The 25412-nt window shown below is 73.0% G+C and carries 21 protein-coding genes; 9 read left to right on the top strand and 12 right to left on the bottom strand.

The genetic code is table 11. The features are described from left to right. Window positions 1–34: 34 nt before the first annotated feature. From ACIPTO_RS16150 to ACIPTO_RS16120, 7 genes are all read right to left on the bottom strand, one after another. A complete protein-coding gene (locus tag ACIPTO_RS16150; RefSeq protein WP_401192322.1) occupies window positions 35–2974 on the bottom strand; it encodes an ATP-binding protein in 2940 nt (979 codons plus the stop codon). Window positions 2975–3143: 169 nt separating this feature from the next. Continuing rightward, the gene (locus tag ACIPTO_RS16145) at window positions 3144–3719 is read right to left on the bottom strand and encodes a GAF domain-containing protein (protein WP_366326912.1); all 576 of its coding nucleotides are present in this window, start codon (window positions 3717–3719) and stop codon (window positions 3144–3146) included. Between the two features lie 65 nt (window positions 3720–3784). Further along, complete coding sequence (locus ACIPTO_RS16140; protein ID WP_401192319.1) at window positions 3785–4627, bottom strand: S8 family peptidase; 843 nt, start codon at window positions 4625–4627, stop codon at window positions 3785–3787. Continuing rightward, a complete protein-coding gene (locus tag ACIPTO_RS16135) occupies window positions 4624–7662 on the bottom strand; it encodes an adenylate/guanylate cyclase domain-containing protein (protein WP_401192316.1) in 3039 nt (1012 codons plus the stop codon). Before ACIPTO_RS16135 ends, ACIPTO_RS16140 begins: the two co-directional genes overlap by 4 nt. Before the next feature lie 28 nt (window positions 7663–7690). Next, on the bottom strand, window positions 7691–7888 hold the full coding sequence (locus ACIPTO_RS16130) for an aroma-sacti cluster domain-containing protein (RefSeq protein WP_366326918.1): 198 nt from the start codon (window positions 7886–7888) through the stop codon (window positions 7691–7693). After that, complete coding sequence (locus ACIPTO_RS16125) at window positions 7885–8583, bottom strand: iron-containing redox enzyme family protein (protein WP_401192313.1); 699 nt, start codon at window positions 8581–8583, stop codon at window positions 7885–7887. The genes ACIPTO_RS16130 and ACIPTO_RS16125 overlap by 4 nt, the downstream gene beginning before the upstream one ends. Then, window positions 8580–9659, bottom strand: a complete 1080-nt coding sequence (locus tag ACIPTO_RS16120) for a radical SAM protein (RefSeq protein ID WP_401192310.1) — start codon at window positions 9657–9659, stop codon at window positions 8580–8582. The genes ACIPTO_RS16125 and ACIPTO_RS16120 overlap by 4 nt, the downstream gene beginning before the upstream one ends. 294 nt (window positions 9660–9953) lie before the next feature. On the opposite strand from ACIPTO_RS16120, the gene ACIPTO_RS16115 reads away from it, so the two are divergent. The 4 genes from ACIPTO_RS16115 (at window position 9954) to lanKC (ACIPTO_RS16100) (ending at window position 14500) form a co-directional block, all read left to right on the top strand. Beyond that, window positions 9954–10118 carry a hypothetical protein gene (locus ACIPTO_RS16115; protein WP_366326924.1) on the top strand — a complete coding sequence of 55 codons (165 nt, stop codon included), beginning with the start codon at window positions 9954–9956 and terminating at the stop codon, window positions 10116–10118. Between the two features lie 35 nt (window positions 10119–10153). After that, a complete protein-coding gene (locus ACIPTO_RS16110; protein ID WP_366326926.1) occupies window positions 10154–10285 on the top strand; it encodes a hypothetical protein in 132 nt (43 codons plus the stop codon). A gap of 260 nt (window positions 10286–10545) precedes the next feature. Next, the gene (locus ACIPTO_RS16105; RefSeq protein ID WP_401192307.1) at window positions 10546–11823 is read left to right on the top strand and encodes an MFS transporter; all 1278 of its coding nucleotides are present in this window, start codon (window positions 10546–10548) and stop codon (window positions 11821–11823) included. Between the two features lie 133 nt (window positions 11824–11956). Continuing rightward, complete coding sequence (lanKC, locus tag ACIPTO_RS16100) at window positions 11957–14500, top strand: class III lanthionine synthetase LanKC (RefSeq protein WP_401192305.1); 2544 nt, start codon at window positions 11957–11959, stop codon at window positions 14498–14500. A gap of 29 nt (window positions 14501–14529) precedes the next feature. Here the strand turns inward: lanKC (ACIPTO_RS16100) and ACIPTO_RS16095 are convergent, their stop codons facing one another. From ACIPTO_RS16095 to ACIPTO_RS16080, 4 genes are all read right to left on the bottom strand, one after another. After that, the gene (locus ACIPTO_RS16095) at window positions 14530–16338 is read right to left on the bottom strand and encodes a BTAD domain-containing putative transcriptional regulator (protein ID WP_401192302.1); all 1809 of its coding nucleotides are present in this window, start codon (window positions 16336–16338) and stop codon (window positions 14530–14532) included. A 182-nt stretch (window positions 16339–16520) separates the two neighbouring features. Next, the gene (locus ACIPTO_RS16090; RefSeq protein ID WP_365830375.1) at window positions 16521–16628 is read right to left on the bottom strand and encodes a class III lanthipeptide; all 108 of its coding nucleotides are present in this window, start codon (window positions 16626–16628) and stop codon (window positions 16521–16523) included. 139 nt (window positions 16629–16767) lie between these two features. Then, the gene (lanKC, locus tag ACIPTO_RS16085) at window positions 16768–19383 is read right to left on the bottom strand and encodes a class III lanthionine synthetase LanKC (RefSeq protein WP_401192299.1); all 2616 of its coding nucleotides are present in this window, start codon (window positions 19381–19383) and stop codon (window positions 16768–16770) included. Between the two features lie 37 nt (window positions 19384–19420). Beyond that, window positions 19421–19552 carry a hypothetical protein gene (locus ACIPTO_RS16080; RefSeq protein WP_401192297.1) on the bottom strand — a complete coding sequence of 44 codons (132 nt, stop codon included), beginning with the start codon at window positions 19550–19552 and terminating at the stop codon, window positions 19421–19423. A gap of 399 nt (window positions 19553–19951) precedes the next feature. Here ACIPTO_RS16080 and ACIPTO_RS16075 point away from each other — a divergent pair, with 399 nt between their 5' ends. Then, the gene (locus ACIPTO_RS16075) at window positions 19952–20227 is read left to right on the top strand and encodes a hypothetical protein (RefSeq protein ID WP_401192294.1); all 276 of its coding nucleotides are present in this window, start codon (window positions 19952–19954) and stop codon (window positions 20225–20227) included. 216 nt (window positions 20228–20443) lie between these two features. Further along, window positions 20444–21118, top strand: a complete 675-nt coding sequence (locus tag ACIPTO_RS16070; RefSeq protein ID WP_401192291.1) for an SMI1/KNR4 family protein — start codon at window positions 20444–20446, stop codon at window positions 21116–21118. A 181-nt stretch (window positions 21119–21299) separates the two neighbouring features. Here the strand turns inward: ACIPTO_RS16070 and ACIPTO_RS16065 are convergent, their stop codons facing one another. Continuing rightward, window positions 21300–22196 (bottom strand): helix-turn-helix transcriptional regulator, encoded by an 897-nt coding sequence (locus ACIPTO_RS16065; protein WP_366327107.1) that lies wholly within the window; start codon window positions 22194–22196, stop codon window positions 21300–21302. Between the two features lie 224 nt (window positions 22197–22420). Here ACIPTO_RS16065 and ACIPTO_RS16060 point away from each other — a divergent pair, with 224 nt between their 5' ends. The 3 genes from ACIPTO_RS16060 to ACIPTO_RS16050 are packed head-to-tail and all read left to right on the top strand — an operon-like array spanning window position 22421 to window position 25367. After that, window positions 22421–23398 (top strand): aldo/keto reductase, encoded by a 978-nt coding sequence (locus ACIPTO_RS16060; RefSeq protein ID WP_401192288.1) that lies wholly within the window; start codon window positions 22421–22423, stop codon window positions 23396–23398. Window positions 23399–23447: 49 nt separating this feature from the next. Next, a complete protein-coding gene (locus tag ACIPTO_RS16055) occupies window positions 23448–24476 on the top strand; it encodes a zinc-binding dehydrogenase (protein WP_401192285.1) in 1029 nt (342 codons plus the stop codon). 39 nt (window positions 24477–24515) lie between these two features. Beyond that, a complete protein-coding gene (locus ACIPTO_RS16050) occupies window positions 24516–25367 on the top strand; it encodes an aldo/keto reductase (protein ID WP_366327071.1) in 852 nt (283 codons plus the stop codon). Window positions 25368–25412: the final 45 nt, after the last annotated feature.

Genomic DNA, 25412 nt, shown 5'->3' with positions numbered 1-25412 from the left:
GCCGGTATGGAAACGGCATGAGGGCGGGCCGACTTCACCCGGCCATCCGCCGATCGGCGGGCCGCTCCGCGAGAGCGCTGATCAGCGCCGACCGCGAACTCACGTCCAGCTTGCGGAAGATACGGGTCAGATGTGCCTCGACGGTCTTCGCCGACAGGAAGAGCGTCGAGGCGATGTCACGGTTGGACAGTCCCCGGGACACCAACTGCGAGATACGGAGCTCCTGTTCGGACAGCACGCCGTGAGCCGCGGAGTGGCCCGCAGGGCGCGAGCGGCGGGCGCCGATCTGACGCTGGGTGTTGACGGCGAGCGCGCTCAGCCGACCCGCGCCGTGCACGTCGGCGATCTGTTTGGCCCGGCCGACCGCCGCCCCGGCCTCCTCCAGCCGCCCGGCGGCTACCAGCGCCCGGGCGTGCAGGAGCCGTGCCCGGCCCTCGGCGAGAACCAGACCACCGGTGCCGAACAACTCGGCTGCCTCGGCGCAGAGTTCGGCCGCCGCGTCCGCGTCGTCGCCGTGCACGCAGGCCATGGCCAGGGCCGCGTAACCGGACTGCCCCGGAAGGGAGACGGCCGCCGCCGCCTCGGCTGCCTGCCGCGCCCGGAGCGTCGCCGCCCCGGTGTCGCCGCGCGCCATCTCGGCCTGCGCCGCCGTGCAGAACCACATGGCCCGCAGGGTGTGGGTGGTCTCGGAGCGGTCGATACCCGTGATGGTCCGGATCAGTTCGACACAGTCGCCGGGCCGCCCCTGGTCGAGCCGGACCGAGGCCAGCACGGCCGCCGACAGTTCCCACAGCCGGCCGTGGTGCTCGGCGGCACGCAGGGCGCGTTCGGCCGCGTCGGCCGCCGCCGCGGGACCGTCGCGCAGCGCGGAGGCCGCGGCGCGCAGGGTCAGGGCGTAGCCGATCAGGTCCGGCCGGTCGATCAGATGGGCCGTCTCCTCGGCGTCCGCCGCCGAGGCGATCGAGCCCGCGAGGTCGCCGGTGCCCTGCTGGGCGTAGGACCGGCCGAGCAGCAGGTACGGCATCATGTAGCTCTGCCCGGTGCGCCGGGCCACGCGGACGGCGCGAGTCATGTGCCGGACCGCGTCCGCGTGCCGCTCGCCGAGGGCCTCGGCCCAGCCCAGCTGGCCCACCTCGTCGAGGAAGGCGGCCAGTTCCTCGTCCCCCATGACGTCGATCGCCGAGGCCGCCTCGGACGCATAGGCCGCCATCGGCCCCGTCCGTCCGCTGTAGGCGGCGCCCAGGGCGCGGCAGGCCGCGACCGAGGTGAGGATCCCGCTGTCGACCGGCGGGGGAGTGAGGGCGAGGACGGTGTCGAGATGCCCGGCCGCCTCCTCGAAGTTCCCCTGCGCCATGCCCACGGTGGCGAGCTGGAGGCGCAGCGGATTGACCTCGGCCTCGGTCTTCGGCCAGCGGGCCAGCTCGTCGTCGAGCGCCCGCTTGGCGGCCTTCGGGCTGCCGAGGATCCGCTCGATCACCGACCGCAGCGCCACGACGGGGATGCGCTGGTCGAGCCGGTCCGCCGGGACGAGGTCCAGGGCCTGGGACAGGGCGTCCCGGCAGGAGGCGAGGTCGCCGGTCGTGCCGCAGGTGCGAGCCAGGCCGAGCAGCATCTCCCGCCGCTGCCGGGCCGCTTCGCCCGAGGGGTCCTGGGGGGAGAGCCGCAGTGCCGCACGCAGCCAGGCGGCGGCGGTGGCGGGCGCGGAGCGGGTGGTGAGGGCGGCGGCCTCGACGAGGACGCGCACGGCGTCGAGGTCGCCCGCCTGCGCCGAGCGGGCGACAAAGGGCGCGCGTTCCACCGCGCTCGCCCCGCTCCCGTGCAGCGCCTCGTCGGCCCGCGCGTTGGCGCCGAGGAACCAGCCCGGCGGGGTCTCACGGGACACGATCTCCCGGAGCAACGGGTGCCTGAACTGGAGTAGTTGGCGTGTTTCGTGGGGCGGGCCGCCCGGTCCGCAGGAGCGGACCAGGTCCATCCCCGCGAGGACGTCGAGGGCCTCCAGCGCGGGCCCGTGGCCGAGTCCCGCGACCTGGCCCAGCAGCATCGGGTCGAACGGGTCGCCCAGGACGGCCGCGGCACGCAGCGCGGAGAGTTCGTCACCGGTCAGCGACGCGATCTCGCGGGCCAGCGCCGCCCGTAAGGTGTCCGGCAGATCGGTCTGGCTCCCGGCCGCGCCGTCGCCGTCCAGGGTGAGTTCGGTGAGCACTTCGAGATAGAGCGGGTTGCCGCCGCTCACCGTGCAGAGCCGGTCGCGGCGGGCCGGCGGATGGGTGGCGCCGAGCAGACTGCGGCACGCCTGCCGGTCAAGGACCGACAGTGGCAGCCGCTCGACGCGGTAGTCCGCGACGGCGTACCGGAAGGACGCCCGCAGTCGGGCCGCCGCCTGCCGGGGTCTGAGCCCGCAGGCGAGGAGCAGCGGGGTGCCGGGTGGCTGCCGGAGGAGGTAGTGGAGCAGTTCCAGGGAGCCCTCGTCGGCCCAGTGCAGATCGTCGAGGCAGAGGAGGATGCCACGGTCCTGGCCGACCGCGGCCAGCAGGCGGCCCAGCGCGTGGTGCAGCCGGGAGCGGTCCACCTGGGCGAACCCGTGGCGTCCGGGTCCGGAGCCGCGCGGCTGCACCAGTTCCAGCAGCGCGGCCGTCTCCTCGTCGAGCGGACCGTGCCGGGAGTCCGTGAGGAGGCCGAAGCAGCTCCGGACGGGCCCGGCGAACACCCCGAAGGAGCGCTGCTGTTCGAACTCCGAAGCGCGGCCCGACAGGACCGTCAGCCCCTCCGCCGCCGCCAGATCGCCCAGTTCGGACAGCAGTCTGGTCTTGCCGAGTCCTGGATCGCCGGTGATCTCCACGACGGTGGAGCGCCCGTCCGCGCAGGCCGTGACGGCGGACCGCAGGACGGCCATCTCGTCCTCCCGGCCCACCAGCGGCCCCGAGCGGGTCCGGTGGGCCGCCGCGTGTGCCTGGTGCGCGCTCTGCTCGCTCATGGGCCTCCTCGGTTCTGGCTGCCGGGCACCGGACCGTCGGGTGAACCCGGTCTCCCTCCGGCCAGAACCGATCCTGCTGCGGAACGTGACCCACGGCGTCCGCAAAACTACGCAAGCCCGTACCGAACCTCGTTGCGTAAGGGCGCACCGGAACCCCGCCGGACCGGCCCTAGCCGAGCAGGCTCCCCAACTCGCCCAGCAGCCGTGTCGCCTCCGCGCGACGACGCGACGGCAGTCCCAAGTCGTCCTCCTCCGTGGCGAGTTGCTGCCGTACGACGAACCGCAGGGCGGTGGCAGCCTGCCGGGCGAACAGGGACAGCAGATCGAGTTCGGGCAGGCTGGAGCGGGCCTGCTCGGCGGGGTCGAGCACCTCCAGTACGCCCACGACCCGGCCGTCGTGGATCAGCGGGGCCGCCATGAGCGCGTTGGGCACATACGCGGTGGACTCCGCCAGGCCGCGGTCGAAGGAGGAGTTGGCGGTGAGATCGTCGACCACCATCGGCTCCCCGGAGACCGCCACCCACCCGGCGATGCCCCGGCCGGCCGGGAAGCGGCGGCCGATCAGGAAGTCCTGGCCCCGGCCGGACACGGCCTGGAAGACCAGTTCCCCGGCCTCCTCCTCCAACAGGAAGACCGAGCTGGCCTGGGCACCGAAGATCGCCCGGGCGACGTCGACGACGGACTGGAGCAGTTCGGACGCCAGCGGGTCACGGGACGCGGCGGCGGGTTGCAGGTCGAGGGACACGGCGACACCTTCGCTAGAGGACGGACAAGAGGTACGAGGGAGCAGTGCGGCAAGTGGCCTGTGGGTCAGGGCAGTTCGCCCTCGGCGGCGGGCGTGGGCCGGTCACGGACGTTGGCGGCGGAGGCGTAGAGCGCGCTCTTGAGCTGGAAGGGCGTCATCCGGGGGCTCGCCGACAGGAGCCGGGCGCACAGGCCGGTGATGTACGGGGTGGCGAAGCTGTTGCCGGTGGTGCGGATGGTGCTGCCGCCGAGCCAGCCGACCTCGACGTTCTGGCCGGGCGCGAAGAACTCCACCGGTGGGCGCGGGTTGTACAGATGCAGTCCGCTGTCGTCCTCGCCGTGGCTGCCCACCGAGATGACCGAGGCGAACCGCCAAGGGAAGCTCTCCACCGGGGAGTTGTGCGCGGCGGCGACGATGACCGACCCGTTGAAGTAGGCCTCGTCGGTCAGCGCGTGCAGATCCTCGGCGAAGCGCGTCCTGGTCGTCGACAGGCTCATGTTGATCAGGTCGAAGCCCTGGCGCACGGCCCAGCGCAGCCCTTCGAGGAGGATGTCCCCGGTGCCGGAGAACCGCTCGCCCAGCACCCGCACACTGTGCAGTTCACAGTCCGGCGCGACCTTGCGCACGATGCTCGCGCACGCCGTGCCGTGGCCGCACGGGTCGTCGGGCCCGGTCCGTTCGACCCTGAGCCCGTCCGCGTCCTTGACGACCACCCACGAACCGTCCACCGGCCCGATCCGGGGATGGCCGCCCTCGATGCCGGAGTCCACCACGCACACCCGTACGCCGTGACCGGTGGCCCCCGCCAGGGCGGCAGGCGCCGGGGTCTCGCCGGCCGCGACCGGGATGTCGTCGGGGCGTCTGCCCAGGAGGCCCCAGGTCAGGCCCTGGGGCGGCGCTGTCGTCATCGTCGCTCGTTTCCGTTCTCGGGTAGGAGTTCCTCGGCCCATCGCACGCCGGGCAGATGACCCTTGGCGGCGAAGACCGCCCGGGCCCGCGCCGCTGCCCGTCCGGCCCGCTCGGTGTGGCCGAGCAGGGCGAGTGCGTGCGCCCGGTCGAGCAGGGCGCCGCCGCGTACGACGGGCGAGTCGGTCTGTGCGGCGGCGCTGACCGCGCGGGCGGTCAGCCGCAGGGACTCCTCGTGCCGTCCCTCGGCAGCCGCGACCCGGCCGAGCAGGCCGTTGAGCTCGACCGCCTCGGCGTGCGGACACGCGTCCTCGCCCTCCATCCGGGCGAGCACGCCGGCCGCCTCGGCCACCTCCCCGCACTCCAGGTGCAGCCGGGCCGACTCCAGTGCCACGCTGTCGCGCAGCGCCGTGACGCCGAGCTCCGCCGCCGCGTCGGCCGCCGTGTCCAACAGGGCGCGGGCCCGCGCCAGTTGCCCCGCGAGCAGCTCCACGGTCGCGCCGAACAGCGGGAGGACGACCCGTGTCTCGGCGTAGCCCAGTTCGGCGGCCGGCCGTGCCGCCTCGGCCAGGCACGCGCGGGCGTCGGTCCACCGTTCCTGGAGCGCGGACAGTACGGCCAGCGGGCAGTTGAGGGTGATCCGCACGGCCCGCCGTCCGCCGCCGTGCTCGTCGAGGAGAGTGCGGCAGCGCGCCGAGGCCGCCGGCACGGGCACCGGGCCGCGCCACAGCGAGATGCCGGTCGCGCCCAGGGCGGCGGCCCGCTCCGGCTCGCCGTCGGCGCGGACTGCGTGCGCCAGCCCCCTGGTGAGCCATGCGTCGGCGGCTCCGTGCCGGCCCTGGGACTGGTGGCGCTGGGCGAGCCGCAGGCACGCGCGGGCCTGGCCCAACTCGTCCCCGGCCCGCTCGAACACGGTCAGCACGGCCGCCGCGGCCTCGGCGGGAGCCTCCTCCTCCGGGGCCACGGAGGCCAGCGCGAGCCGGGCGTGCGCGGCCTCCAACGGGTCGGCGGGGGAGGCCAGTACGTCCTTGAGCAGCGCATGGCCCTCCGCGGTCCGGCCGAGAGCGGCCCGCACCTCACCGAGCCGGCGGACCGCCGCAGCACCGCCGGGTTCCCCCGGCCGGTGCAGGGCCGCCGACCGGGTCAGCAGGTCGTCGGCCCAGGGCAGGTCGGACCGGGCCAGTGCCAGCGCCCCGGCCCGCCCGAGGGCCTCGGCGGCCCCCGCGCGCAGCGACTCCGCACCGGCATCGAGCCCGCCCAGCTCCCCCCGGTAGCCGTAGGCCCGCTCCAGATGACCGCCGACGGCCGCCGGCCCGGCGGACCGCACCGACGGCAGTACGGCGGCCCTCTCGTGCCCCTCGGCGCGGGCACGCTTGGACATGGAGGCGTACGTCACCTCCTGCACCAGCCCGCTGCTGAACCGGAACGAGGCCCGCGGCCCCGGCTCCACCAGCCGCCGCCCGCTCAGCCGCAGCAGCGCCGACCGGACCTCCGCACCGGTACCGCGGGGCCCGGTCAGCTCGTCCGCGGTGAACTCCCGGCCGATCACCGACGCCTGGTCCAGCACCCCGCGCTCACGCGGCTCCAGCGCGTCGATCCGGGCACCGAGCAACGCCTGAACGGTCGGCGGGAGTTCGTCCTCGGAGCCGGTGTCCGGCGCGGCAGCCAGCAGCTGTTCGAGGTGCAGCGGATTGCCGCCGGCCCGCTCCAGCAGCCGCCTCGGTGCCGCGTCCCGGTGGGCGGTCACCTCGGTCAGTCCCGCGGCCAGCAGCGCGGACTCGTCGTACGACAGACCCGCCAGCGCCAGCACCGAAGACGCGGCCAGGTCGCCCCTGGCGTCCAGGAGTTCGGGCCGGGCCAGCAGGACCACCAGGACCGCGTCCCGGTCCAGTTCGCGCACGAGCCGGTCCACCACGTCCAGCAGCAGCGGGCCGGCCCAGTGGCAGTCGTCGATCGCCAGCACCACCGGGCCGCGTGCGGACAGCGCGCCCAGGACGCCGACCAGGGCCGCACAGGTCTCCGCCACGGTCGGGTTCGGTGTCCCGTCGAGGAGCAGACCGGCGGAGAGCACCGCCAGGGCCTCGGTGACGCCCTGCGGCGCGGGCGCGGTCGCCAGGACCGATGTCACCGCATCGGCCAGCGGGCCCAGGCTGCCCCGGTCGCCGTAGGGGCGGCAGCGGCCGGTGCCGCTGAGCGGTGCGCGGGAGTGCAGCCACTCGCGCAGCAGGCGGGTCTTGCCGAGGCCGGCCTCGCCGTGCACCAGGACGCGGCGGGCGCCCCGGCCGTCCCTGACCGCCGCCAACGAGGCGTCCAGCGCGGCCAGTTCGGGATCCCGGCCGACGAAGCGCACGTCGAAGCGGCGCATCAGCTCCGGGTCGTCCTCGCCGAGCCCCAACAGCCGGTAGGCGGCGACGGGTTCGGCCTTGCCCTTGAGGGAGAGCGGCCCGACGGGTTCCGCGCGCACCGCGGCGCCGGCCGACCGCAGGGTGTCGGGGCCGATGAGGATCCGGCCCGGTCCCGCGTTCTGCTCCAGCCGGGCCGCCACGTTGACGGTCTCGCCCGAGACCAGCGCCTGGCGCGCCGAGGAGTCCGAACCCGACACCACCTGACCGGTGTTGACGCCGATCCGCACCTCCAGACGTACCCCGAGGGCGCTGTCGAGTTCGGTGTTGAGGCCGTCGAGCGCGGCCAGCATGCCCAGCGCGGCGGCGAGCGCGCGCCGGGCGTCGTCCTCGTGCACGACGGGAACGCCGAACACCGCCATCACCGCGTCCCCGATGAACTTCTCCACCGTCCCGCCGTGGAACTCGATCTGACGTCTCATCAGGTCGAAGTAGCGCAGGGTCACCGAGCGCAGCGTCTCCGGGTCGAGACCGCCCGACAGCGCGGTGGAGCCCACCAGATCGCAGAAGAGCACGGTGACGACCTTGCGGGACTCGGTCGCCTCGGCGGCCGGTCCGTCCGCGCACGGCGCCCCGCACGAGGGGCAGAAGCGCGCCCCGGACGGCAGAGCACGGCCGCAGGGTGAACAGTTCATGGTCCAGCTCCCTCCGCGGGCCCTGTTCTCAGAACAGGGCCCCGCCCGCGAACTCGCTGTGCGCCCGCACCTCGGGCTCCGCCTCGTCCAGCCGTCCCTTGATGTCCTCCAGCACGTCCAGCTCGTGCGGCGACAGCGCGCCGAGCACCTCCAACTGCTCCGGGGTGAGCGAGTCGACGGTGAATCCCGCCGCGCGCAGCCGGTCGAGTGCGTGGTCGTCGGTCACAGGGAGCCTCCTGGGGCGGTGGCGAGATACGAGAACAGACGGGTGATCCCGTCCGCCGTACGAAGGGCGCTGACCGCCAGCGCGGTCCGGTGCGCGGAGGTCAGGGGCAGCGAGTCGAGGAGGGCGTCCAGGTCGGCCAGATGCCCGCCGTCCAGCTCCGCGTGGGCGCGGACGGTACGGAACGCGGCGGCCGGCAGGCCCGTGCGCGCGGCGAGCCGGTCCGCCAGCCAGGGCGTGGGGGCGTTGCCCTCCAGCACCCGGATGTAGCCGAGCAGCGCGACGGGGTGATGGTGCTCGATCCAGTAGTACTGCGCGCCCGCCAGCTCCGCGACGACGGGCGAGGGCAGCCGGCCGGCCGCCCGTTCCGGGTCGCCGCCGGCCGCGGCGAGGTCTTCGAGCAGCCACGCGTCATGGCCGCGCTCCTCCTCGATGTGCCGCTCCAGATACGACCCGAGCGGTCCCGCCACGGGATCGCCGGATGCCGTCCGCGCGCACCGGAGCGCCGCCCGTTCCATCAACGGCACCGAGGCCCGTATCAGCGCGTGCATCTCGTGCAGGTACGCGAGGTAACGGCTGCGCGGGAAGGCCGCCCCGGGACGCCAGAGCGCGGCGAAGGCGGCACCCAACGCCGGTGCGGCGAGGGCGAGTTTGATGTCCAGGGCGGCGGAGGGAGTCGTCGCGCGGACCGGGGTCATCGCGTGCTCCCCGTCCGGGCGGGCAGCGCCACCAGGTCCGCGTAGCGCGAGCAGCCGTAGCGGCGCAGCAGTGCCACCGGCCCCGCGTCGGCCTGCATGCGTGCGGCCTCGCGGTCCAGGAGTTCACCGGCCGGGCCCGCGGCGTCCCGCAGCGCGCCCTCGGTCACGGCGGGGTGCGCGGACAGCTCCCGGCATCCGGCGCAGTAGCCGGGGCCGTCCGCCGCGGGGGCGTACCGGGCGCGCAGATGGTCCGGGCCGACGGCACGCACCATCCGCAGCAGCGGAGAGGAGAGCGAACGGCGGCGCACGGTCGGCCAGTCGTCGTCGGCGATGTGTCCCAGCCGCAGATGCGGCGGGACGGGCCTGAGGTCCACCACACGCTGGTTGCAGCAGGCCAGCACCGTGCCGTCGAAGGCCACCACCGGCCATGCGGCCATCGCGCACGGTGACACCCGGCCCGGGTCCGGACGGTGGGCGGTCGCGGTGGCCCAGGAGGCCGCGCGTCCCACCGCGCGCACCTCGTTGACCAGCATGGGCACCCGGTCCGCGAACTCCCTGCGGATGTGCGCGGTCACGTCCGCCAGATACGGGTCGACCGGACCGGTGCCGGTGAGATGGAAGCTGACGGGCGTGCCCGCGTCCAGCACCTGGTGCAGCGCGCGGAAGACGCTCCGGCGCGGCACCTCCCGCTCGTGGTGGGCGTCCAGACTCGCCGAGAAGTGGTCGACCGCGCCGATGGCCCGCAGCACGGGCCCGGGTATCCGGTCGGGGCGCGCGAAGAACATCCCGCTCAGCAGCACGCTCCGGGTGCCGGCCGTCCCGGCCCGGACCGCCAGTTCACTCACCAGCGCCGGCCGCAGAAGGGGTTCACCGCCGGTCAGCAGCATCACGTCGGGCCGGTCGCCGGAGGTGAACGACCCGACGAAGTCCAGCAGTCGCGCCGCGCCGGGCTCCTCACCCGTCGACGTGGACGAGGTCGAGCAGTGCGCGCAGCTCAGCGGACACCGCCGGGTGAGCGTGATCAGCAGGCCCGCACACGGGACGGGCCGCAGCCCGATGAACTCGGCCAGTTCCACGAAGCCCCCCCGCTCGCCCTGCGCACCGCCCGTGTGCGGTCGCCCAGGAGCATGCTGTCCGGGCCCGTGCGGGGAACGGCACACTGACGGACCAGGACCGGTATATCCGCTGGCAGCCGCACTTCCGCGCCGCCGAAGGGCCCGGCCCGCGGCTCGGAAACCCCCGTTGACCTGGCCGCATACCGCTCCCATGGCGCTCGTCGGCCGGTGCTGGACCCCGCCCGCCTAGCTTTCGTGACGTCGGGCCGGAAGCCTCCGCCCGCATCCCGTCACCGGACTCCCTGGGAGAACACCATGGCTGAGAACATCGACCCCACCACCGACGAGACCGAGATCACGGAGACCGAGGCCGCCGAGGTCGAGGCGCACGGCGTCCCGGGCCTGCAGGGGCTCGGCAAGGACATGGACAAGTCCGAGAGCTCCTGCATCAGCACGGTCAGCTCCATCGAAGAGCGCTGACCGACCTCCTTCACGGAACCCTCCGGGAGAACACCATGATCAAGAACATCGAGCCCGTCGAGGTCGAGGTGCTGAGCGTGCTGGACCTCCAGACGCTCGGCAAGGACGTCTCGGCGCCCGAGGGAAACTGCGTCAGTCTGGCGAGCACGGTCGTCGAAGAGCGCTGACCGAGGACGCGGTCCGGGGTGGTGGCGCCGGTACGACCGGCGCGACCACCCCGGCCGGTCCGGCAGCGCCGACCGGCCCCCGGGACCGGGGCGCGAAGCCCGGCCCCCTCGCGGACACCCGCACCCGTGTCGGCATGACCGGCCTCGGCGACCACCGCCGACCGAAGCCCGGTTCCGGGGTGGTCGCGCCGATCCGCTCGGCGCGACCACCCCGGTCCGTCCCGTCCCACACCCGGTGGACCAGAACCTGGAGGGGCCTCATGCACGGCTCGCAACCCGGCGCCGCCACCGGCGCCGGCACGGTCAAGCTCAGCGGAATCAGGGACTTCCGGTTCCTGTGGATCAGCGGCCTGCTGGCCGGTCTGGGTTCGCAGATGTCGGCGATCGCGCTGCCCCTGCTGGTGCTGCGTCAGACCGGCTCCCCGGTGCAGGCCGGGGCAGTGGGCACGGTCTCGGTCGGAGCCCTGCTCGTCACCATGCTGCCCGGGGGCGCGCTGGCCGACACGGTCGAGCGGCGCCGGCTCATGCGCCTGTGCGACATCGGCAGCACCCTCGTGGTCGGCAGCCTGGCGCTGGCCGTCCTGCTCGGCCGCACCCCCTTCGTCCTCGTCCTGCTGGTCGCAGCGGTCGGCGCGGTCATCAACAGCTTCTACGGACCCGCCGCGTTGGGCCTGCTGCGCGCGGTGGTCTCCCGTGAGCACCTCGGCGCCGCCTCCTCCCGGATGCAGGCCAGAGCCGCCGCCGCGCGGCTGGTCGGCCCGATGGCGGGCGGTGCGCTGTACGCGGTGCATCCCGCGCTTCCGTTCGCCGGCGAGGCCGTCTTCCTGCTGCTGTCCACCACCTGCCTCGCCTTCGTCCGCACCCGGTCGGCCCCCGACCCCGCGGCCCGATCCGCCTTCTCCAGAACGGAGTTCGCGGCCGGTGTCTCCTTCCTGTGGCGGCGGCCCTATCTGCGGACGGTGCTGCTGGTCTTCGGCCTGGGCGTGAACGGCGCGTTTGGCGCGATGATGTTCGTCGCGCTGGCGGTCACCTCGCACAGCGGCAGCTCCGGCCTGGGCAGCGGCACCGTCGTCTCCCTGACCGCCGTCGGCTCGCTCCTGGGCGCCTTGCTCGCCCCGCGTGTCCCCTCGCGATGGCGCTCCGCGACCCTCATCGCCCTGACCTGCTGGGTGTGCGGCATCGACGCCTTGTTGCTGACTATCAATCAGAGTCCTTTGTACGTAGGCGTGTTGTGTGCCGCCTGTGTCGCGATGGCCGCCGTCGCCGGCATCGGCTTCCTGACCTCCCTGCTGGAGTCGGCCCCGCAGCACATGGTCGGCCGGGTACAGAGCGCCGCCGGATTCATCTCCTCGCTCGTCCAGCCGCTCGGCCCGCTCGCCGGAGGCGCCCTGCTGGCCGCCCACGGTGCGCGAACGGCCTACACCGCGCTGGGAGCGGTGTTCCTGGTCTGCGCGCTCGTCCTGACCTGCGCGCCGTCGGTCCGCCGGACCGACGCCGTACCGGTCGTCGCCCCGACCGAGGCGCTGAGCGCCGAGTAGACGCTCCGCCGAAGGGCCGGGACACCCCGGCTGCCGGCCGCGGCACCGGCCCGGCCGGTCAAGCAGTGCCCCGTGCCCCCTTCGGAGCGCTTCACCTCGCCCCCTTCGACGACGACCGCCGGGAGAACCCACCATGGCCGAAGCACGCCAGTCCCTGACCTACTGCGCCGCCGACCGCGACTTCTTCGAGACGCCCGCCCGGCTCCCGGATGACGGCACCCGTTACCCGCTCGCGTGCGGCGAGGCGCCCGAGGGCTGGAGCCGTGCCACGCGGGGGCTGTGGAGCGTACTGACCCCGGACGGCGTCCGGTTGCCCGAGCAGGGCTGGAAGATCCATCTGTCGGCGACCCCGCGCGTGGCGGACATGACGCTGGACCGGGCCGCCGCCGTACTGCTGCGCCGCCGCGTCCCCTTCAAGTTCCTGCGCAGCCGCGAGGCACTGCTGCTGATGGCCGACAAGAACATGGCACGGGGCAGCAGCGGCAAGTTCGTCACCGTGTACCCCGCCGACGAGACCGAGTTGGCGGCGGTCCTGGCCGAACTCCGGTCCGCCGTCGACGGGTTGCCGGGCCCGCACATCCTCAGCGACCTGCGGATCGGCCGGGGCCCGGTGCACGTCCGCTACGGGGCGTTCGTGGAACGCTGGTGCGCCGACGAGGACGGGCGACAGGTCCCCGCACTGCGCGACCCCTCCGGCACCCTTGTGCCCGACGTACGCTCGCCGGTCTTCACCCTGCCCGACTGGGTGACCCCGCCCGCGTTCCTGGACGAGCCGCTCGCGGCCCTGCGCGCGGCCGGCTTCGGCGACTTCCCCTACCGGGTCGTCAAGGCACTGCACTTCACCAACGCCGGCGGCATCTACCTCGCCCGCCACCGGGTCGGCGGGCAGACGGTGGTGCTGCGCGAGGCCCGGCCCTTCGCCGGACTCGACGGCACCGCCGCCGACGGCGTCGAGCGGCTGCACCGCGAGTACCGCGCGCTGACGGCCCTGCGCGGACTGGACTGCGTCCCCGAGGTGTACGGCCTGCACACCGCGTGGGAACACCACTTCCTCGCCGAGGAGTACATCGAGGGCCAGACCCTGCTGGACGCGGTGCTCAACCGCTATCCCGCCGTCGGCCGCGACACCGGCGAGGAGGCGACACGCGCCTACGCCCGCTGGGCCGGCACCGTCATCGACAACCTCGGCAGGGCGCTGGACGCCGTCCATGAACGCGGGCTGCGCTTCCGCGACGTGCACCCCCTGAACATCATCGTGCGGAGCGACGACTCCGTGGCCCTCGTGGACTTCGAGTACGCCGCCGACCTCGACGCGTCGGACGGCATGCGCGTCGGAGCCCGCGGCTTCGCGGCCCCGGCCGGCACGGCACCCCGTGACGTGGACGCCTACGGCCTCTGGGCCACCTGGCTGTTCACGCTGCTGCCCATGATGGAGATGGCGGACTTCGCCCCGGACAAGGCGCCCCTGCTCGAAGCGGTCGCCAGGGAACGCTTCGGCCTCTCACCCACCGAGGGCCCGCGCCGCCCCGACACGGCGCCGGCGCGGCCGGCCGCCCCCGCGACGACCGCCACGCACGCCGACGACGTCTTCGCCCCCGCCGAGTGGCCCGCGCTGCGCGACCGGCTCGCCGAGGGCATCCACGCCTGTGCCACCCCCGACCGGGAGGACCGTCTCTTCCCCGCCGACTGGGAGGTCTTCCACACCGGCGGCCACACCCTCGCCCACGGCGCCGCAGGTGTGCTCCTGGCCCTGCACCGGGCAGGCACCGCCGTACCCGACACCTACGTCGACTGGCTGATCGCGGCGGCCCGGCGGACCCGCCCCGAAGCGGCCGGCGGCCTGTACGACGGCCTGTACGGCGTGGCCGTCGTACTCGACGAACTCGGCCGCCCCGAGGCGGCTGCGGAGATCCTCGAACGGGCCCGTGCGGCCGGCGACCCGCACCGGGCCGGGCTCTTCGGCGGCCTGGCCGGAATCGCCCTCACGCTCTGCCACTTCGCCGTACGCACCGGGGACACGGCCCTGCTCGACGAGGCCGCGCACATCGCCGACCGCCTGGAGACGCTACGGCGCGACAGCTCGGCACCCGGACTCCGCCTGCCGGACCACGCGGGCCTCATGCACGGCCTCGGCGGCCCGGCGCTCCTCCAGCTCCGCCTGCATCACGTGACCGGTGAGAAGCACCGTCTGGACGCGGCACGGGCCGCTCTGGAGTGGGACATCCGGCAGTGCGTCACGATGGCCGACGAGACCGTGCAGGCCAAGCAGGGCCACCGGCATCTGCCCTACCTGGACCAAGGCAGCACCGGAATCGCCCTCGTGGCACGCGAGTACCTCACCCGCGCCGACGACCCCGCGCTCGCGGCCTTCGTCTCCGCCGCCACACCGTGCGGCGCCGCCCCGTTCGTGCGCGAACCGGGCCTGTTCCACGGCCGGGCGGGCCTGGTCGCCTCGTTCGCCCTGCTCGCTCCGGCGGACGAGGAGGAGCAACTGCTCGCCGCGGTACGGAACTTCTCCTGGCACGCGCTGCGCAAGGGCGAGGGGATGTACGTCCCCGGCGCCGGACTGCTGCGGCTGTCCGCCGACCTCGCGACCGGCTCGGCCGGCGTACTCCTCGCCCTGCACACGGTGTTCGAGGGCAAGGGCGACCTGGGCACACTGCTGCCGCTGACCTGACGGGGCCTCCGCCCGGGAGGCCCGCGGCCTCAGACGCCTGCCGCCTCCCGGGCGTAGAGATGCGTCAGATACGGCAGCGAGTACGCGGCGGTGTGCGCGGTGACCTCGCTGTCGGGCAGGACCACCGCGCCCGCCTCGATCATCAGCTCCAACTCCCGCTGCGCGCCCCGCCGGTCGCCGCCCAGCGCCGTGGCGGCCTCCGCCGCGGTGAACCAGCCGGACAGCGGCAGTCGCGCGAGGCGGCGCAGCGCGCCCCGGTGCCGGTCGGCCAACTGCGCCCATTCGTCGGCCACATGGGAGCGCACCTGGAGATCACCGACGGCCAGTTCGTCCAGGAGCGCCTCGGGATCGGCGAGCCGCTCCGCGTACTCGGCGAGCGGCAGATGCTGGAGCACGGCCAGTTTGAGACCCGCCGCCCGTACCGTCAGCGGCAGCGCGCCGCACGCGGCCACCACGCGTGCCGCCGCGGCCCGGTCGCACAGCATGCGACCGGTGCCGATCAGCCTGCCCAGCAGCTCCAGCGCCTCGGCCGTCGACAGCGGCGGCACCCGCACCCGGTGGGCCGGGGCCAGCCCCGCCAGTTGGGTACGGGCCGTGACGAGGACCGTGCTCCGGCCGGGGCCCGGCAGCAGCGGCCTGACCGCGGCCTCATGAGGCGCGTCGTCCAGCACCACGAGCACCCTGCGGTCGGCCAGCCAGTCCCGCCACTGCGCGGCGGCCAGCTCCGGGTCGGCGGGCGGGGCCCCGACCGGACCGGTGTACGCCAGCAGCTCCGTGGTCACCGACCCCAACGACCTGGCCCTGCCGTCCTGTTGCCGCAGTCCTACGAAGATCCGGCCGCCCGGGAACTCGCCCTCCAGCCGGTGGGCGGCCCGCACGGCCAGCGTGGTCTTGCCGACCCCGGCCGGGCCGACCAGGACGTGGGCGGCGCCGCCGACCCCGGTGGCCGTCTCCAGCAACTGGGCCAGGGTGTCCCCGCGACCGGTGAAGTCCGGTATGTCGGCGGGCAGTCCGACCGGTGCGGCGGAGCGGGTCGCCGGGGTGGGAGCGGCCCCCTCGTCGGCGAGGACCGTGCGGTACAGCGACTCCAGGGCCGGACTCGGGGACAGCCCCAACTCCCGTGACAGATGCTGCCGCAGCTCGTCGTAGGCGGCCATCGCCTCCCCTCGGCGGCCCGATCGGTGCAGGGCCGTCATCTGGGCGGCCCGCAGCCGCTCCCGCAGCGGATGCTCGTCCACCAGCTCGCCGACCGCGTCCGCGACCTCACCGGGCCGGCCCGCCGCCAACGAGGCCTCGGCCCAGTCCTCGCAGACACCCAGATGCCGGAGGGTCAGCCGGTCGGCCTCCGCCTCCAGCACCTCGGAGCAGCCGAGTCCGGGCAGCGGCGGCCCGTTCCACAGGGTCCGGGCCTCGTGCAGCAGCCGCGCCGCGCGCGCCGCGTCGCCGTCGGCGAGAGCCTCTCGCCCGGCCCGGGCCAGCGCCAGAAAGTCGAGGGAGTCCAGCTCCGAGGCGGCCACGCGGAGCACGTAGCCGCCGCAGTGCAGGGAGATCCGGTCACCCGTGCCCGCCAGGGCCAGCGTCTTGCGGAGTGCCGAGACATAGAGCTGAAGGTTCTTGCGGGCCGTGCGCGGCGGATCGTCGTCCCACACCGCCTTGGTCAACAACGCCACCGAGACAGGGGAGTTGGCGTGGCACAGCAGTGCTGCCAGGACGACACGCTGCTTGAGCGGGCCGAGCGGGAGGGCGTGCCCGTCCACCTCGGCGGAGAGCGGCCCGAGGACGGAGAACCGCAGCGGGGAGGTCACGGTGGTCGGGTTCGGGGGAGTGGTGTGCACCATGCGTTCCTGTCTCACGGGACGTGGGACAGGCTCCGGGCCGCGCAGGAACCGCGCGGCCCGGAGCCTGTCCGGGAGGCCGTGGACGACTGTGCCCCGATCCACGATCCCCAGCATCGGGGAAAACCCGACACCGCAACGGGGGGGACCCCAGGGCCCGACACCCTGCGATCCCCCCGCCGTCGTCACGCCGTGTGGATGCTCCAGCCGCTCCAACTGGCGCTGATGCAGAAGGCGGCGGTCTCGGTCTCCGTGTCGGTGTCCAGGGTCTGCAACGCGAGGATCTGGGTCATCAGGGGTCTCCTGTCCGATGGGTGCGATGAGTTGGATGGGTCCGGTGAGTTCGATGAGCGTCGGTGAGTTGGATGAGTTCGGTGAGTTGGATTGCTTCGAGGGGTTCGATGGGTTCGATGGTGCAGAGGGTCGTACGGACTACCCGCCCGGCGGACGACACCTGGTCGCTTCGCCGGGCGCCGTGGACCCGGCGGCGGGGCCCAGGGTGAACAGCTCGTCACCTGGGCCGTGCAGGACCCGGCGGAGTGCCAGCAGCACCCCGGCCGCGCCGCTCGACAGATCGGCACTGAACCGCTGCGCCCCCGACCCGAGGAAGCGAACTCCCCGGGTGTACGGCACGGCGTACTTGAGCAGACCGGTGGCGGCCCGCACGGCGGCCCCGCGAGCGTCGGCGCCGCCGTCGCTGTCGGCCCGGTCGGCGAGGAACCAGGCCAGCCCGGCGAGCCCCTGATACAGCCCGGCCTCGTTCGTCCAGCACGACACGGACGTCCCCGCCGCCACCAACGGGAGGGCCGCAGCGAGGCGTTCGTCGGCGCAGGAGGCCACGTACCGGGTGAGAACCGTGCCCACGCCGGCCGCTCCGACGGCGAGATAGGGCATGGCTCGTTTCAGGACCGCGTTGTCGGCGAAGGACAGGGTGCCGTCGTCCATGGGGATCGCACGGTCCAACTCCTCGTGCAGCAACCGCAGTCCGGCCGCGCGGTAGCGGTCCTCGCCGGTCTCGTCCGCCAAGTGGTGCAGGAAGAGGGCCAGTCCGGAACGGCCGTGGAACAGTCCGCGGGCATCGTCGCCGCCGAGCGCGGGCACGAGGTCCGAGGTGGCGAGGAGCGCGTCCCCGGCGGCGACGGCCCGCTCCAGGTGGTGCGCGTCGGCGGTGTGCCGGTGCAGGGCGAGCCAGGTCATGCCGACGCCGGCCCGGCCGCCCGCCAGGGTGGCGCAGGACGCGGTGAGAGGGTGGCCGTCGGCGTGCCGGGCGAGGTCGACGGCCTCGTCCAAGCGGCCGAGCGAGGCCAGGACGCGGGAGATCCCCGCGGTGCCGGTGTCGAGCCCCGGGGGCAGTTCGTCCCGACGGGTCAGCGCGTCGTGACGCAACCGCTTCTCCACCGCCTCCGGGACGGGCACTTCGGCCTGGTGCAGGGCGTGCACCACGCCCGCGGTGCCGTACGCCACACACACGGTGTTGGTGCGGAACGCCTGCGGTGAGGGAGGGAAGACCCAGTCCGGCCGGCCGGGGTCGGCACTCTCCAGCAGCCCGGCCACCACGTCGTCGGCGAGCCGGGCGACACAGCCCAGCGGATCCGCCGCCACCTCGGCCGGAGAGAACAGTGCCGGGCAAGTCGAGCTGTCTGTCAGGTAGTTGGAGACGGCCCGCGCCCACAGGTCGGCCGGGGGTGCGGCATCCGCCAGGTCGTGCCGGAGCAACGTGATCCCGGCGGGGGCCAGTTCGGCCGTCTCGTGGAAGGGCGCGAGGAAGGCGAGGGCGAGCGCGGCCGTGCCGTACCGGTCCGTCAACAGCGGATCGTCACTCGCTTTCCGCAGCGCGGCGGGTGGCGTGAAGCCCGTGGTGCCCATGGGCGCCGGAGGCCCGTCCAGTGCCGAGACCGCCTCGAAGTCGACGAGTCGGGCCATGCCCGACGGCGTGACGACGACATTGCCGAGACTGATGTCCCCGAACCGGTGCCCCAGAGCGTGCAGTTGGTCCAGGGCCGCGTCCACGTCGCCCAGGAGCCCGCGGCAGACCGCGAAGAAATCCGCGCAGCCGGCCGCCGTACGGCCGTGCCGCATGAGCGGGGACGTACGGCTCAGCCAGGCGCGCAGCGCATCCCCCTCGACGTACTCGGTGACGAGGAAGTCGTGCTCCCACTCGGTGAAGTGCTCCAGCGGCTGCGGGCAGACACCGGGAGCCGCCGCGTGCACGGCGGTCAGCACCTCGTACTCGTGCCGCAACCGCTCCTGCGCGCTCGTGCCGTCCCAGATGAGGCCGTTGTGGGCACGCGCCTCCTTGATGAACACACGGCGGCCGGTGCGGGTGTCCCGCCCCTGGTACGTCCCTCCCGCGTTGCTCGGCTGCAACGCGGCGAGGATCTCGTAGTCCCGGATACGGATCGCTCCCGCGTGCGGCACGGGCTCCTCCGCGACGAAGGGGTCGGTGATCCCGGCGGGCAGCACGAAGAAGGGCCGCCGCTCGTCCGGCACGTCACGCCCCGAGGCGTCCCGGACCAGCCCCTGCCGGGTGCCGTCCGGGAGCAGCCTGCTCCGGGGGCCGAACGCGCCGTAGCGGTAGTGGACGGTCTTCGAGTCGCCGAAGCGGCGGTCCGAGAGGATGTACGGTCCGTCCTCGTCGCGCAGCGCGTCGGAGAGCAGCCCGAGCAGCCGTCGCGCGGTGTCGGTGTCCGGCGGGTAGACCGCGCAGAACTTGCCCGCCTGCGCGCGGTGGGCGTGCTTGTGGTGCACGACGAGGAAGAAGGTCCGGGCGGACAGGTGCTTGAACGGCACGTCCTCCGCGAAGCAGACCCGTGCCACCTGGTCGAGGACCTGCTGGGCCCGGTCGAGGCGCGCCGACACATGGATTTTCCAGCCCTGCTCGGGACGGCGGGCGTCCGGCCGGCTCCAGACCGTCCAGACGTCCTGCGGTACGGACCGCCAGCCGGGGGCCGGACGGCTCGGGGTGAAGCGCGGGCCGGGGTCGGCCGTCGTCGCGAGCGGAGCGTAGAACTCCGCGTCCGCGAAGGTCTCCGTGAAGGCGTCGAGCACGGGATCCCTCCTCAGGGCCTGCGGTGGGAGCCGAGGGTCACATGGTGCGGACGGTGATCGTGCTCCCGGAAACGCTGAAGCAGGGGAACGCGCCCGCCTCCTGCTCCGAGTCCAGTTCCTGAAGAGCGAGAATCCGGGCCATCTCGGCCGACTGGGGTGCCTCGTTCATCTGAATCACCTGTGTCTTCCCTGGTGTTGTCGCGTGGTGTCCCGTGTGGTGTCGCGTGACGGCTCGGCAGGGCGGGCGGCGCCGGATCCTGTCGGCCGGGGTCGACGGTAGGAAACCCCGGTTCAGAGTTCTGCTGCGACCGGTATGCGACGGGTACTTCCGCCGGTCGGGGAGCGTGCCGGGGGCGCGAGCGCAGGCGTCGACTGGTCCTCAGATGCTTATGGCGTTGATCAGGGCCCGGGTGACATCGGCGCCGGACGCGGTGAGTCGGACGTGCCTCCTGCGTTCCCGTGGCCGTCCCGAGTGAGGATGCGGGCCGTAGCCGTGGCCGAGATGAGGAACTGAGCCGCCTGAAAGTGTGCGACAAGGCCAATCCAGCCGCTGAGTAGGGTGGTGGCCATGGCCAAGGGAATGGGCCGGTGGCCCAAGGCGGATCCGGACAGCGGCGTCGAGGACGCGACACTGCTCATCCTGGAGTGGCTCGGCGAGCAGGGTGTAGGTGCCATGATCCGGGTCGATGCGGAGCGGATGCGTGACGATCAGCCAGCGTGGACATTCGCAGCCTCTGGCGGGCCTATTGACGGTGGCATGAGGGCCGATGGGGCCTCGGCCGCCGAGTGCATGGGCAGGGCCTTGCTCGCGTTGCGAGAAGTCGGGCTGGTCGTTCCCTTCTGAAGCCGTGTTCCGCGTCCGCGCCGGTCGCGTTCGGTGGTGCTTTCGGGGCGTCTGGAGATCTCCTTGACGTCTGAGGTTGTGCTACGTGGCCATCCCCGCCTCCCTTCATGTGGCCGGTGTGCGTGATGTGCCGAGGGACTTGGGGTGCCGGGCTGTTCCCGCGGTCGTAGCGAGGACTGCTGCCCGGGTGTCAGTGGCGGCACGTACGGTCTGCGCATGACGGATGAGTGGTGGGCGGGCGTACGCCGGCGAGTTGAGGCGGCCGGTGCAGGCCCTGCGGCCAGCAGGGTTTTCGGTGCGCGGGGGCACAAGTGGGTCCTGGAGGATCCGCTTGCCCAGGGCGAGCTTGCCGAGCTAGAGGCTCAGACAGGCGTGCAACTGCCAGAGGAATACCGGGCCTTCCTGCTCCACGTGGGTGCGGGCGGCGCCGGCCCCGCGTATGGCCTGTTCCCGGTTCGGCGCGTGCAGGGCCGTTGGCGTTGGGAGGGCGACGGCGCGGACCTGGCCGACCTGTCGAGGCTTGCCGAGCCGTTTCCTGACCAGGGTCCGGACCCGGAGCTGCTCAACGACGCTCTTGCCCAACGTCCCGAGGAAGAGGACTTCGAGGACATCGAGGATTTCGACGACGCCATCGAAGCGTGGGACGAACGGTGGGAGGCCGTCATGTTCGCCCCGGAGCGCACCGCCGGCGCGATCGTGGTCTCCCACTTGGGCTGCGCCCAAAGAGAGTGGCTGATCATCAACGGCAGCCACCGCGGCACGATCTGGTCCGACTGCCGGGTGGACGACGTCGACCTCGCCCCGCTCCTCGACGACGACGGTGCGCCAGTGACGTTCGCCCGCTGGTACACCGCCTGGCTGGAAAAAGCCGAGCTCACGGCCTTGTCGTAGGTCACCGTCCTGTCGTAGGTCACCGTCCTGAGGCGTGTGGTCGACGCCAACGGCATCGGCCAGACACAGCCCCCACAAGTTCGCCTCGCACCACGGCTGCCCCGCTAGAGAAGCCCCCTTCAAGGGATTGCCGCCCGTTGTCGATCTTGCTTCGCATAGGACTGCTCGTGAGAGCAACCGGTCAGGGCGATGTGTGCGGGATTTCCTGGCCGGGCGCGGCCACGGGCGCGGTCATGTCGAGCAGCAGCATGGCGTCGTGGTCGGGTGTGCCGGGTTCGGCGGTGTAGACGCCGATGCGCTGGCCGGGGGTGCCTTCCAGGTGCATGGACTGGGAGGTGAGCGTCATCGTGCCGACGCGGGGGTGCTGGAAGGTTTTCTGCGCGGGTTTGCGGCCGGTGACCTCGTAGCGTTCCCACAGCCGGGCGAAGTCGGGGCTCTTGAGCAGGAGTTCGCCGACGAGGTTGGTCAGGTCAGGGGCATCGGGGGCGGTGCCGGCGACAGCGCGCAGCCGGGCGACGCAGCCGGTGATCTGGCGGTCCCAGTCGCCGAAGAGATCCCGCGCGGCCGGGTGGAGGAAGAGGTAGCGGGCCAGGTTGCGATGTTTGACCGGCCAGTCCTCCAGGCCCGCGTACAGGGCGAGGCCGCCGGGGTTCCAGGCGAGCATGTCCATGCTGCGGCTGATGACGTATGCGGGGTTCGGGCGCAGTGATTCCAGCAGCAGCTTGAGATGGGGGCGCACGGAGCGGCTGGGCGCGGGCGGCGGCTCGGAGACGTAGCGGGCAGCGCGGGCGGCGAGCTCGCGCAGGTGCTGGTGTTCCTGGTCGTCCATGCGCAGGGCGCGGGCGAGGGAGTCGAGGACGGCCGGGCTGGGGCGGGTCTCCTTGCCGCGTTCCAGACGCACGTAGTAGTCGATGCTGATGCCGGCGAGGGTGGCCAGCTCCTCGCGGCGCAGACCGGGGGTGCGGCGGATGCCGGCCCCGATGGTGAGGCCGACGTGTTCGGGACTGGTCTGGGTGCGGCGGGCCCGCAGGAAACGACCCAGCTCGGCGCCCTCGCTGTGCGCGTTCGTCGATGCCATTGCCATGCCTCCAGTCTCACCCGCCGGGCACTCGTCTCGCGGGCGGGAGGGGGCCCTGTCGTTACCCCTGAAGAGCCCGCCCTGCCACACGGCAGCAATCCGGGCGAAGGTGAATGAGGAAGACGCCTGACCCTCTCACCGCAGCCAGGACCGCGACGGGCACGACCTGCCGGGCGGGGTGAGAGTGAGAGACCAGGCGAGACGCATGACCGGAAGAGGGCGCGATGCGGTACATCAAGCTGCGTGACCTTGAGGTTTCCCGGATCGGGCTGGGCGCGATGGGCATGTCCCACGGCTACACCGGCTCGGGCACCGACGACGCGGAGTCGATCAGGACGGTGCACCGAGCCCTGGAACTCGGGGTCACGCTGATCGACACCGCCGAGATCTACGGCCCCTACACCAACGAGGAGCTGCTCGGCCGGGCGCTGAAGGGTCGCCGGGACCAGGTGGTGCTGGCCACCAAGTTCGGCCTGGTCTCACACGCTGGGGAAGGCGCGTGGAACCTCGACTCCGGCCCCGCCAACATCCGCACCGCGGTCGAGGGCTCCCTGAAGCGGCTGGGCACCGACCACATCGACCTGTACTACCAGCACCGCGTCGATCCGAACACACCGATCGAAGAGACCGTTGGCGCCGTCGGCGAGCTGATCACCGAGGGCAAGGTCCGCGCCTTCGGGCTCTCCGAGGCCGGTCCGGACACCATCCGCCGGGCCCATGCCGTCCAGCCCGTCACCGCGGTCCAGTCCGAGTACTCCCTGTTCACTCGCGGGATCGAGGAACGCGTGCTGCCCGTCCTGCGGGAGCTGAACATCGGCCTGGTGCCGTTCTCCCCGCTGGGCCGCGGCTTCCTGACCGGCACCGTGCGCTCCACCGACCAGTTCGACGAGAACGACTTCCGCCGCGACAACCCGCGCTTCACGGGCGAGAACTTCCGGCACAACCTGGCGCTCGCCGACGAGGTCAAGGCCCTGGCCGACGAGGCTGGTGCCACGCCCGGTCAGGTGGCGCTGGCCTGGCTGCTCGCCCAGGGCGACGACATCGCCCCGATCCCCGGCACCAAGCGTGTCAGCCGGGTCGAGGAGAACACCGCAGCCGACACGGTCACGCTGACCCCCGAGCAGCTCGACCGGCTCTGCAGCCTGCCGCCCGCCGCCGGCGACACCCACACCGAGGCACAGGCCCGCATGCTCGAACGCTGAACTTCGTCGTACCGACCTCAGCACGATCCTCGTTTGGAGTAGCACCCTCATGCGTGCAGCAATGATGTACGGAGCCGGCGACGTCCGCGTCGAGGCCCGGCCCGACCCGAAGATCGCCCGGCCGACCGACGCGGTGGTGCGCACGCTGGCCGCGTGCGTGTGCGGCAGCGACCTGTGGCCCTACGCCTCCATGCCCGCCACCGACACAGGTCGCCCCATGGGCCACGAGTTCCTCGGAGTCGTCGAGGAGACCGGACCGGAGGTGACCGGCCTGAAGGCCGGTGACCTGGTCGTCGCCCCATTCACGTACAGCGACAACACCTGCGACTACTGCGCCAAGGGTCTGCACATCTCGTGCCGCAACGGTGGCCGGTACGGCTTCGACGGTGTGGACGGCGGGCAGGGTGAAGCCGTTCGCGTCCCGTACGCGGACGGCACCCTGGTGAAGCTGCCGGTGGGCGCCGACTCCACCCTGGTGCCGTCCCTGCTGGCGCTGTCCGATGTGATGACCACCGGCCACCACGGCGCCGTCACCGCCGGCGTCGGCCGCGGTGACGCGGTGCTGGTGGTCGGAGACGGCGCGGTCGGCCTGTGCGCCGTGATCGCCGCCAAGCGGCTCGGTGCCGAGCGGATCGTGCTCGCCGGCCGCCACGAAGCCCGCACCGGCCTGGGCCGCGAGTTCGGCGCCACGGACGTGGTCGCCGAGCGCGGCGAGGAGGGCATCGCCCGGATCCGCGAGCTGACCGGCGGGGTGGACAAGGTGATCGAGGCCGTCGGGACCCGCCAGGCCCTCGACACCGCGCTCGGCGCAATCCTGGACGGCGGCACCATCAGCCGCCTGGGCGTCCCCCAGTACGAGCAGGGTCCGATCGGCCCGGCGGAGTTCATGCGCAACATCACCCTGACCGGCGGCGCCAGCCCCGCCCGTGCCTACATCGAGCTGCTGCTGCCCGACGTCCTGGAGGGGACGATCGCCCCCGGCCGTGTCTTCGACCGGACCTTCTCCCTCGACCAGACACCTGACGCCTACCCGGCGATGGCCGACCGCCAGGTCCTCAAGGCCCTCATCCGCCCCTGACCAGCCACTCCCACCCGCACGGCGAAGGACATCCCGCTCATGCAGACCGTCACCCTCAACAACGGCGTCGAGATGCCGCTCCTCGGCTTCGGCGTCTACCAGATCCCCGCCGAGGACACCGAGCGCGCCGTCTCCGGAGCCCTGTCCGCCGGCTACCGCCTGCTGGACACCGCCGCCGCCTACGGCAACGAGGAAGCCGTCGGCCGCGCCATCAAGTCCAGCGGCATCGCGCGCGAGGAGCTCTTCGTCACCACCAAGCTGTGGGTCCAGGACGCGCCCGCGCAGGACAACACCCGCCGTGCGTTCGAGACCTCCCTGACCAAGCTGGGCCTGGACCACCTCGACCTGTACCTGATGCACCAGCCCTTCGGCGACGTCTACGGTCAATGGCGCGCCATGGAGGCCCTCAACCGCGAGGGCGCGGCGAAGGCGATCGGCGTCGCCAACTTCTACCCCGATCGCTTGATCGACCTGATCCTCAACAACGAGATCACCCCGCAGGTCAACCAGATCGAGACCCACCCCTTCTTCCAGCGCGCCGACTACCAGAACCTCATGCGCGAGCACGGCGTACAGATCCAGTCCTGGGGCGGCTTCGCCGAAGGCAGGAACGACCTGTTCACCAACCCCCTGCTCGCCGAGATCGGCAAGGAACACCACAAGTCCGTCGCACAGATCGTCCTGCGCTGGCTCACCCAGCGCGGCGTCATCGCCATCCCCAAGTCCGTGCGCGCCGAGCGCATGGCCGAGAACATCGACGTCTTCGACTTCCGGCTCACCGACGAACAGATGGCCCGGATCGCCACCCTCGACACCGGCAGCTCCCTCTTCTTCGACCACCACGACCCCGAGATGGTCACCTGGCTTGCCAAGCGCCGTCTGGACGGCTGAGCGGGACCCGGCAAGGTCATCGCCCTCTACCGCCAGCACCCGCCC

The organism is Streptomyces sp. NPDC090083, from assembly GCF_044747445.1.
Classification (GTDB): Bacteria; Actinomycetota; Actinomycetes; order Streptomycetales; family Streptomycetaceae; genus Streptomyces.
Note: the sequence above shows the minus strand (reverse complement) of the source record. Positions and strands in the feature narration are given on the sequence as shown.

Excerpts from the sequence above, each read along its gene's own strand:
- ACIPTO_RS16150 (WP_401192322.1), bottom strand. The coding sequence starts at position 2,974 with ATGAGCGAGCAGAGCGCGCACCAGGCACACGCGGCGGCCCACCGGACC.
- ACIPTO_RS16140 (WP_401192319.1), bottom strand. The coding sequence starts at position 4,627 with ATGACGACAGCGCCGCCCCAGGGCCTGACCTGGGGCCTCCTGGGCAGA.
- ACIPTO_RS16135 (WP_401192316.1), bottom strand. The coding sequence starts at position 7,662 with ATGAACTGTTCACCCTGCGGCCGTGCTCTGCCGTCCGGGGCGCGCTTC.
- ACIPTO_RS16125 (WP_401192313.1), bottom strand. The coding sequence starts at position 8,583 with ATGACCCCGGTCCGCGCGACGACTCCCTCCGCCGCCCTGGACATCAAA.
- ACIPTO_RS16115 (WP_366326924.1), top strand. The coding sequence starts at position 9,954 with ATGGCTGAGAACATCGACCCCACCACCGACGAGACCGAGATCACGGAG.
- ACIPTO_RS16110 (WP_366326926.1), top strand. The coding sequence starts at position 10,154 with ATGATCAAGAACATCGAGCCCGTCGAGGTCGAGGTGCTGAGCGTGCTG.
- ACIPTO_RS16105 (WP_401192307.1), top strand. The coding sequence starts at position 10,546 with ATGCACGGCTCGCAACCCGGCGCCGCCACCGGCGCCGGCACGGTCAAG.
- lanKC (WP_401192305.1), top strand. The coding sequence starts at position 11,957 with ATGGCCGAAGCACGCCAGTCCCTGACCTACTGCGCCGCCGACCGCGAC.
- ACIPTO_RS16095 (WP_401192302.1), bottom strand. The coding sequence starts at position 16,338 with ATGGTGCACACCACTCCCCCGAACCCGACCACCGTGACCTCCCCGCTG.
- ACIPTO_RS16090 (WP_365830375.1), bottom strand. The coding sequence starts at position 16,628 with ATGACCCAGATCCTCGCGTTGCAGACCCTGGACACCGACACGGAGACC.
- ACIPTO_RS16080 (WP_401192297.1), bottom strand. The coding sequence starts at position 19,552 with ATGAACGAGGCACCCCAGTCGGCCGAGATGGCCCGGATTCTCGCTCTT.
- ACIPTO_RS16075 (WP_401192294.1), top strand. The coding sequence starts at position 19,952 with ATGGCCAAGGGAATGGGCCGGTGGCCCAAGGCGGATCCGGACAGCGGC.
- ACIPTO_RS16070 (WP_401192291.1), top strand. The coding sequence starts at position 20,444 with ATGACGGATGAGTGGTGGGCGGGCGTACGCCGGCGAGTTGAGGCGGCC.
- ACIPTO_RS16065 (WP_366327107.1), bottom strand. The coding sequence starts at position 22,196 with ATGGCATCGACGAACGCGCACAGCGAGGGCGCCGAGCTGGGTCGTTTC.
- ACIPTO_RS16060 (WP_401192288.1), top strand. The coding sequence starts at position 22,421 with ATGCGGTACATCAAGCTGCGTGACCTTGAGGTTTCCCGGATCGGGCTG.
- ACIPTO_RS16055 (WP_401192285.1), top strand. The coding sequence starts at position 23,448 with ATGCGTGCAGCAATGATGTACGGAGCCGGCGACGTCCGCGTCGAGGCC.
- ACIPTO_RS16050 (WP_366327071.1), top strand. The coding sequence starts at position 24,516 with ATGCAGACCGTCACCCTCAACAACGGCGTCGAGATGCCGCTCCTCGGC.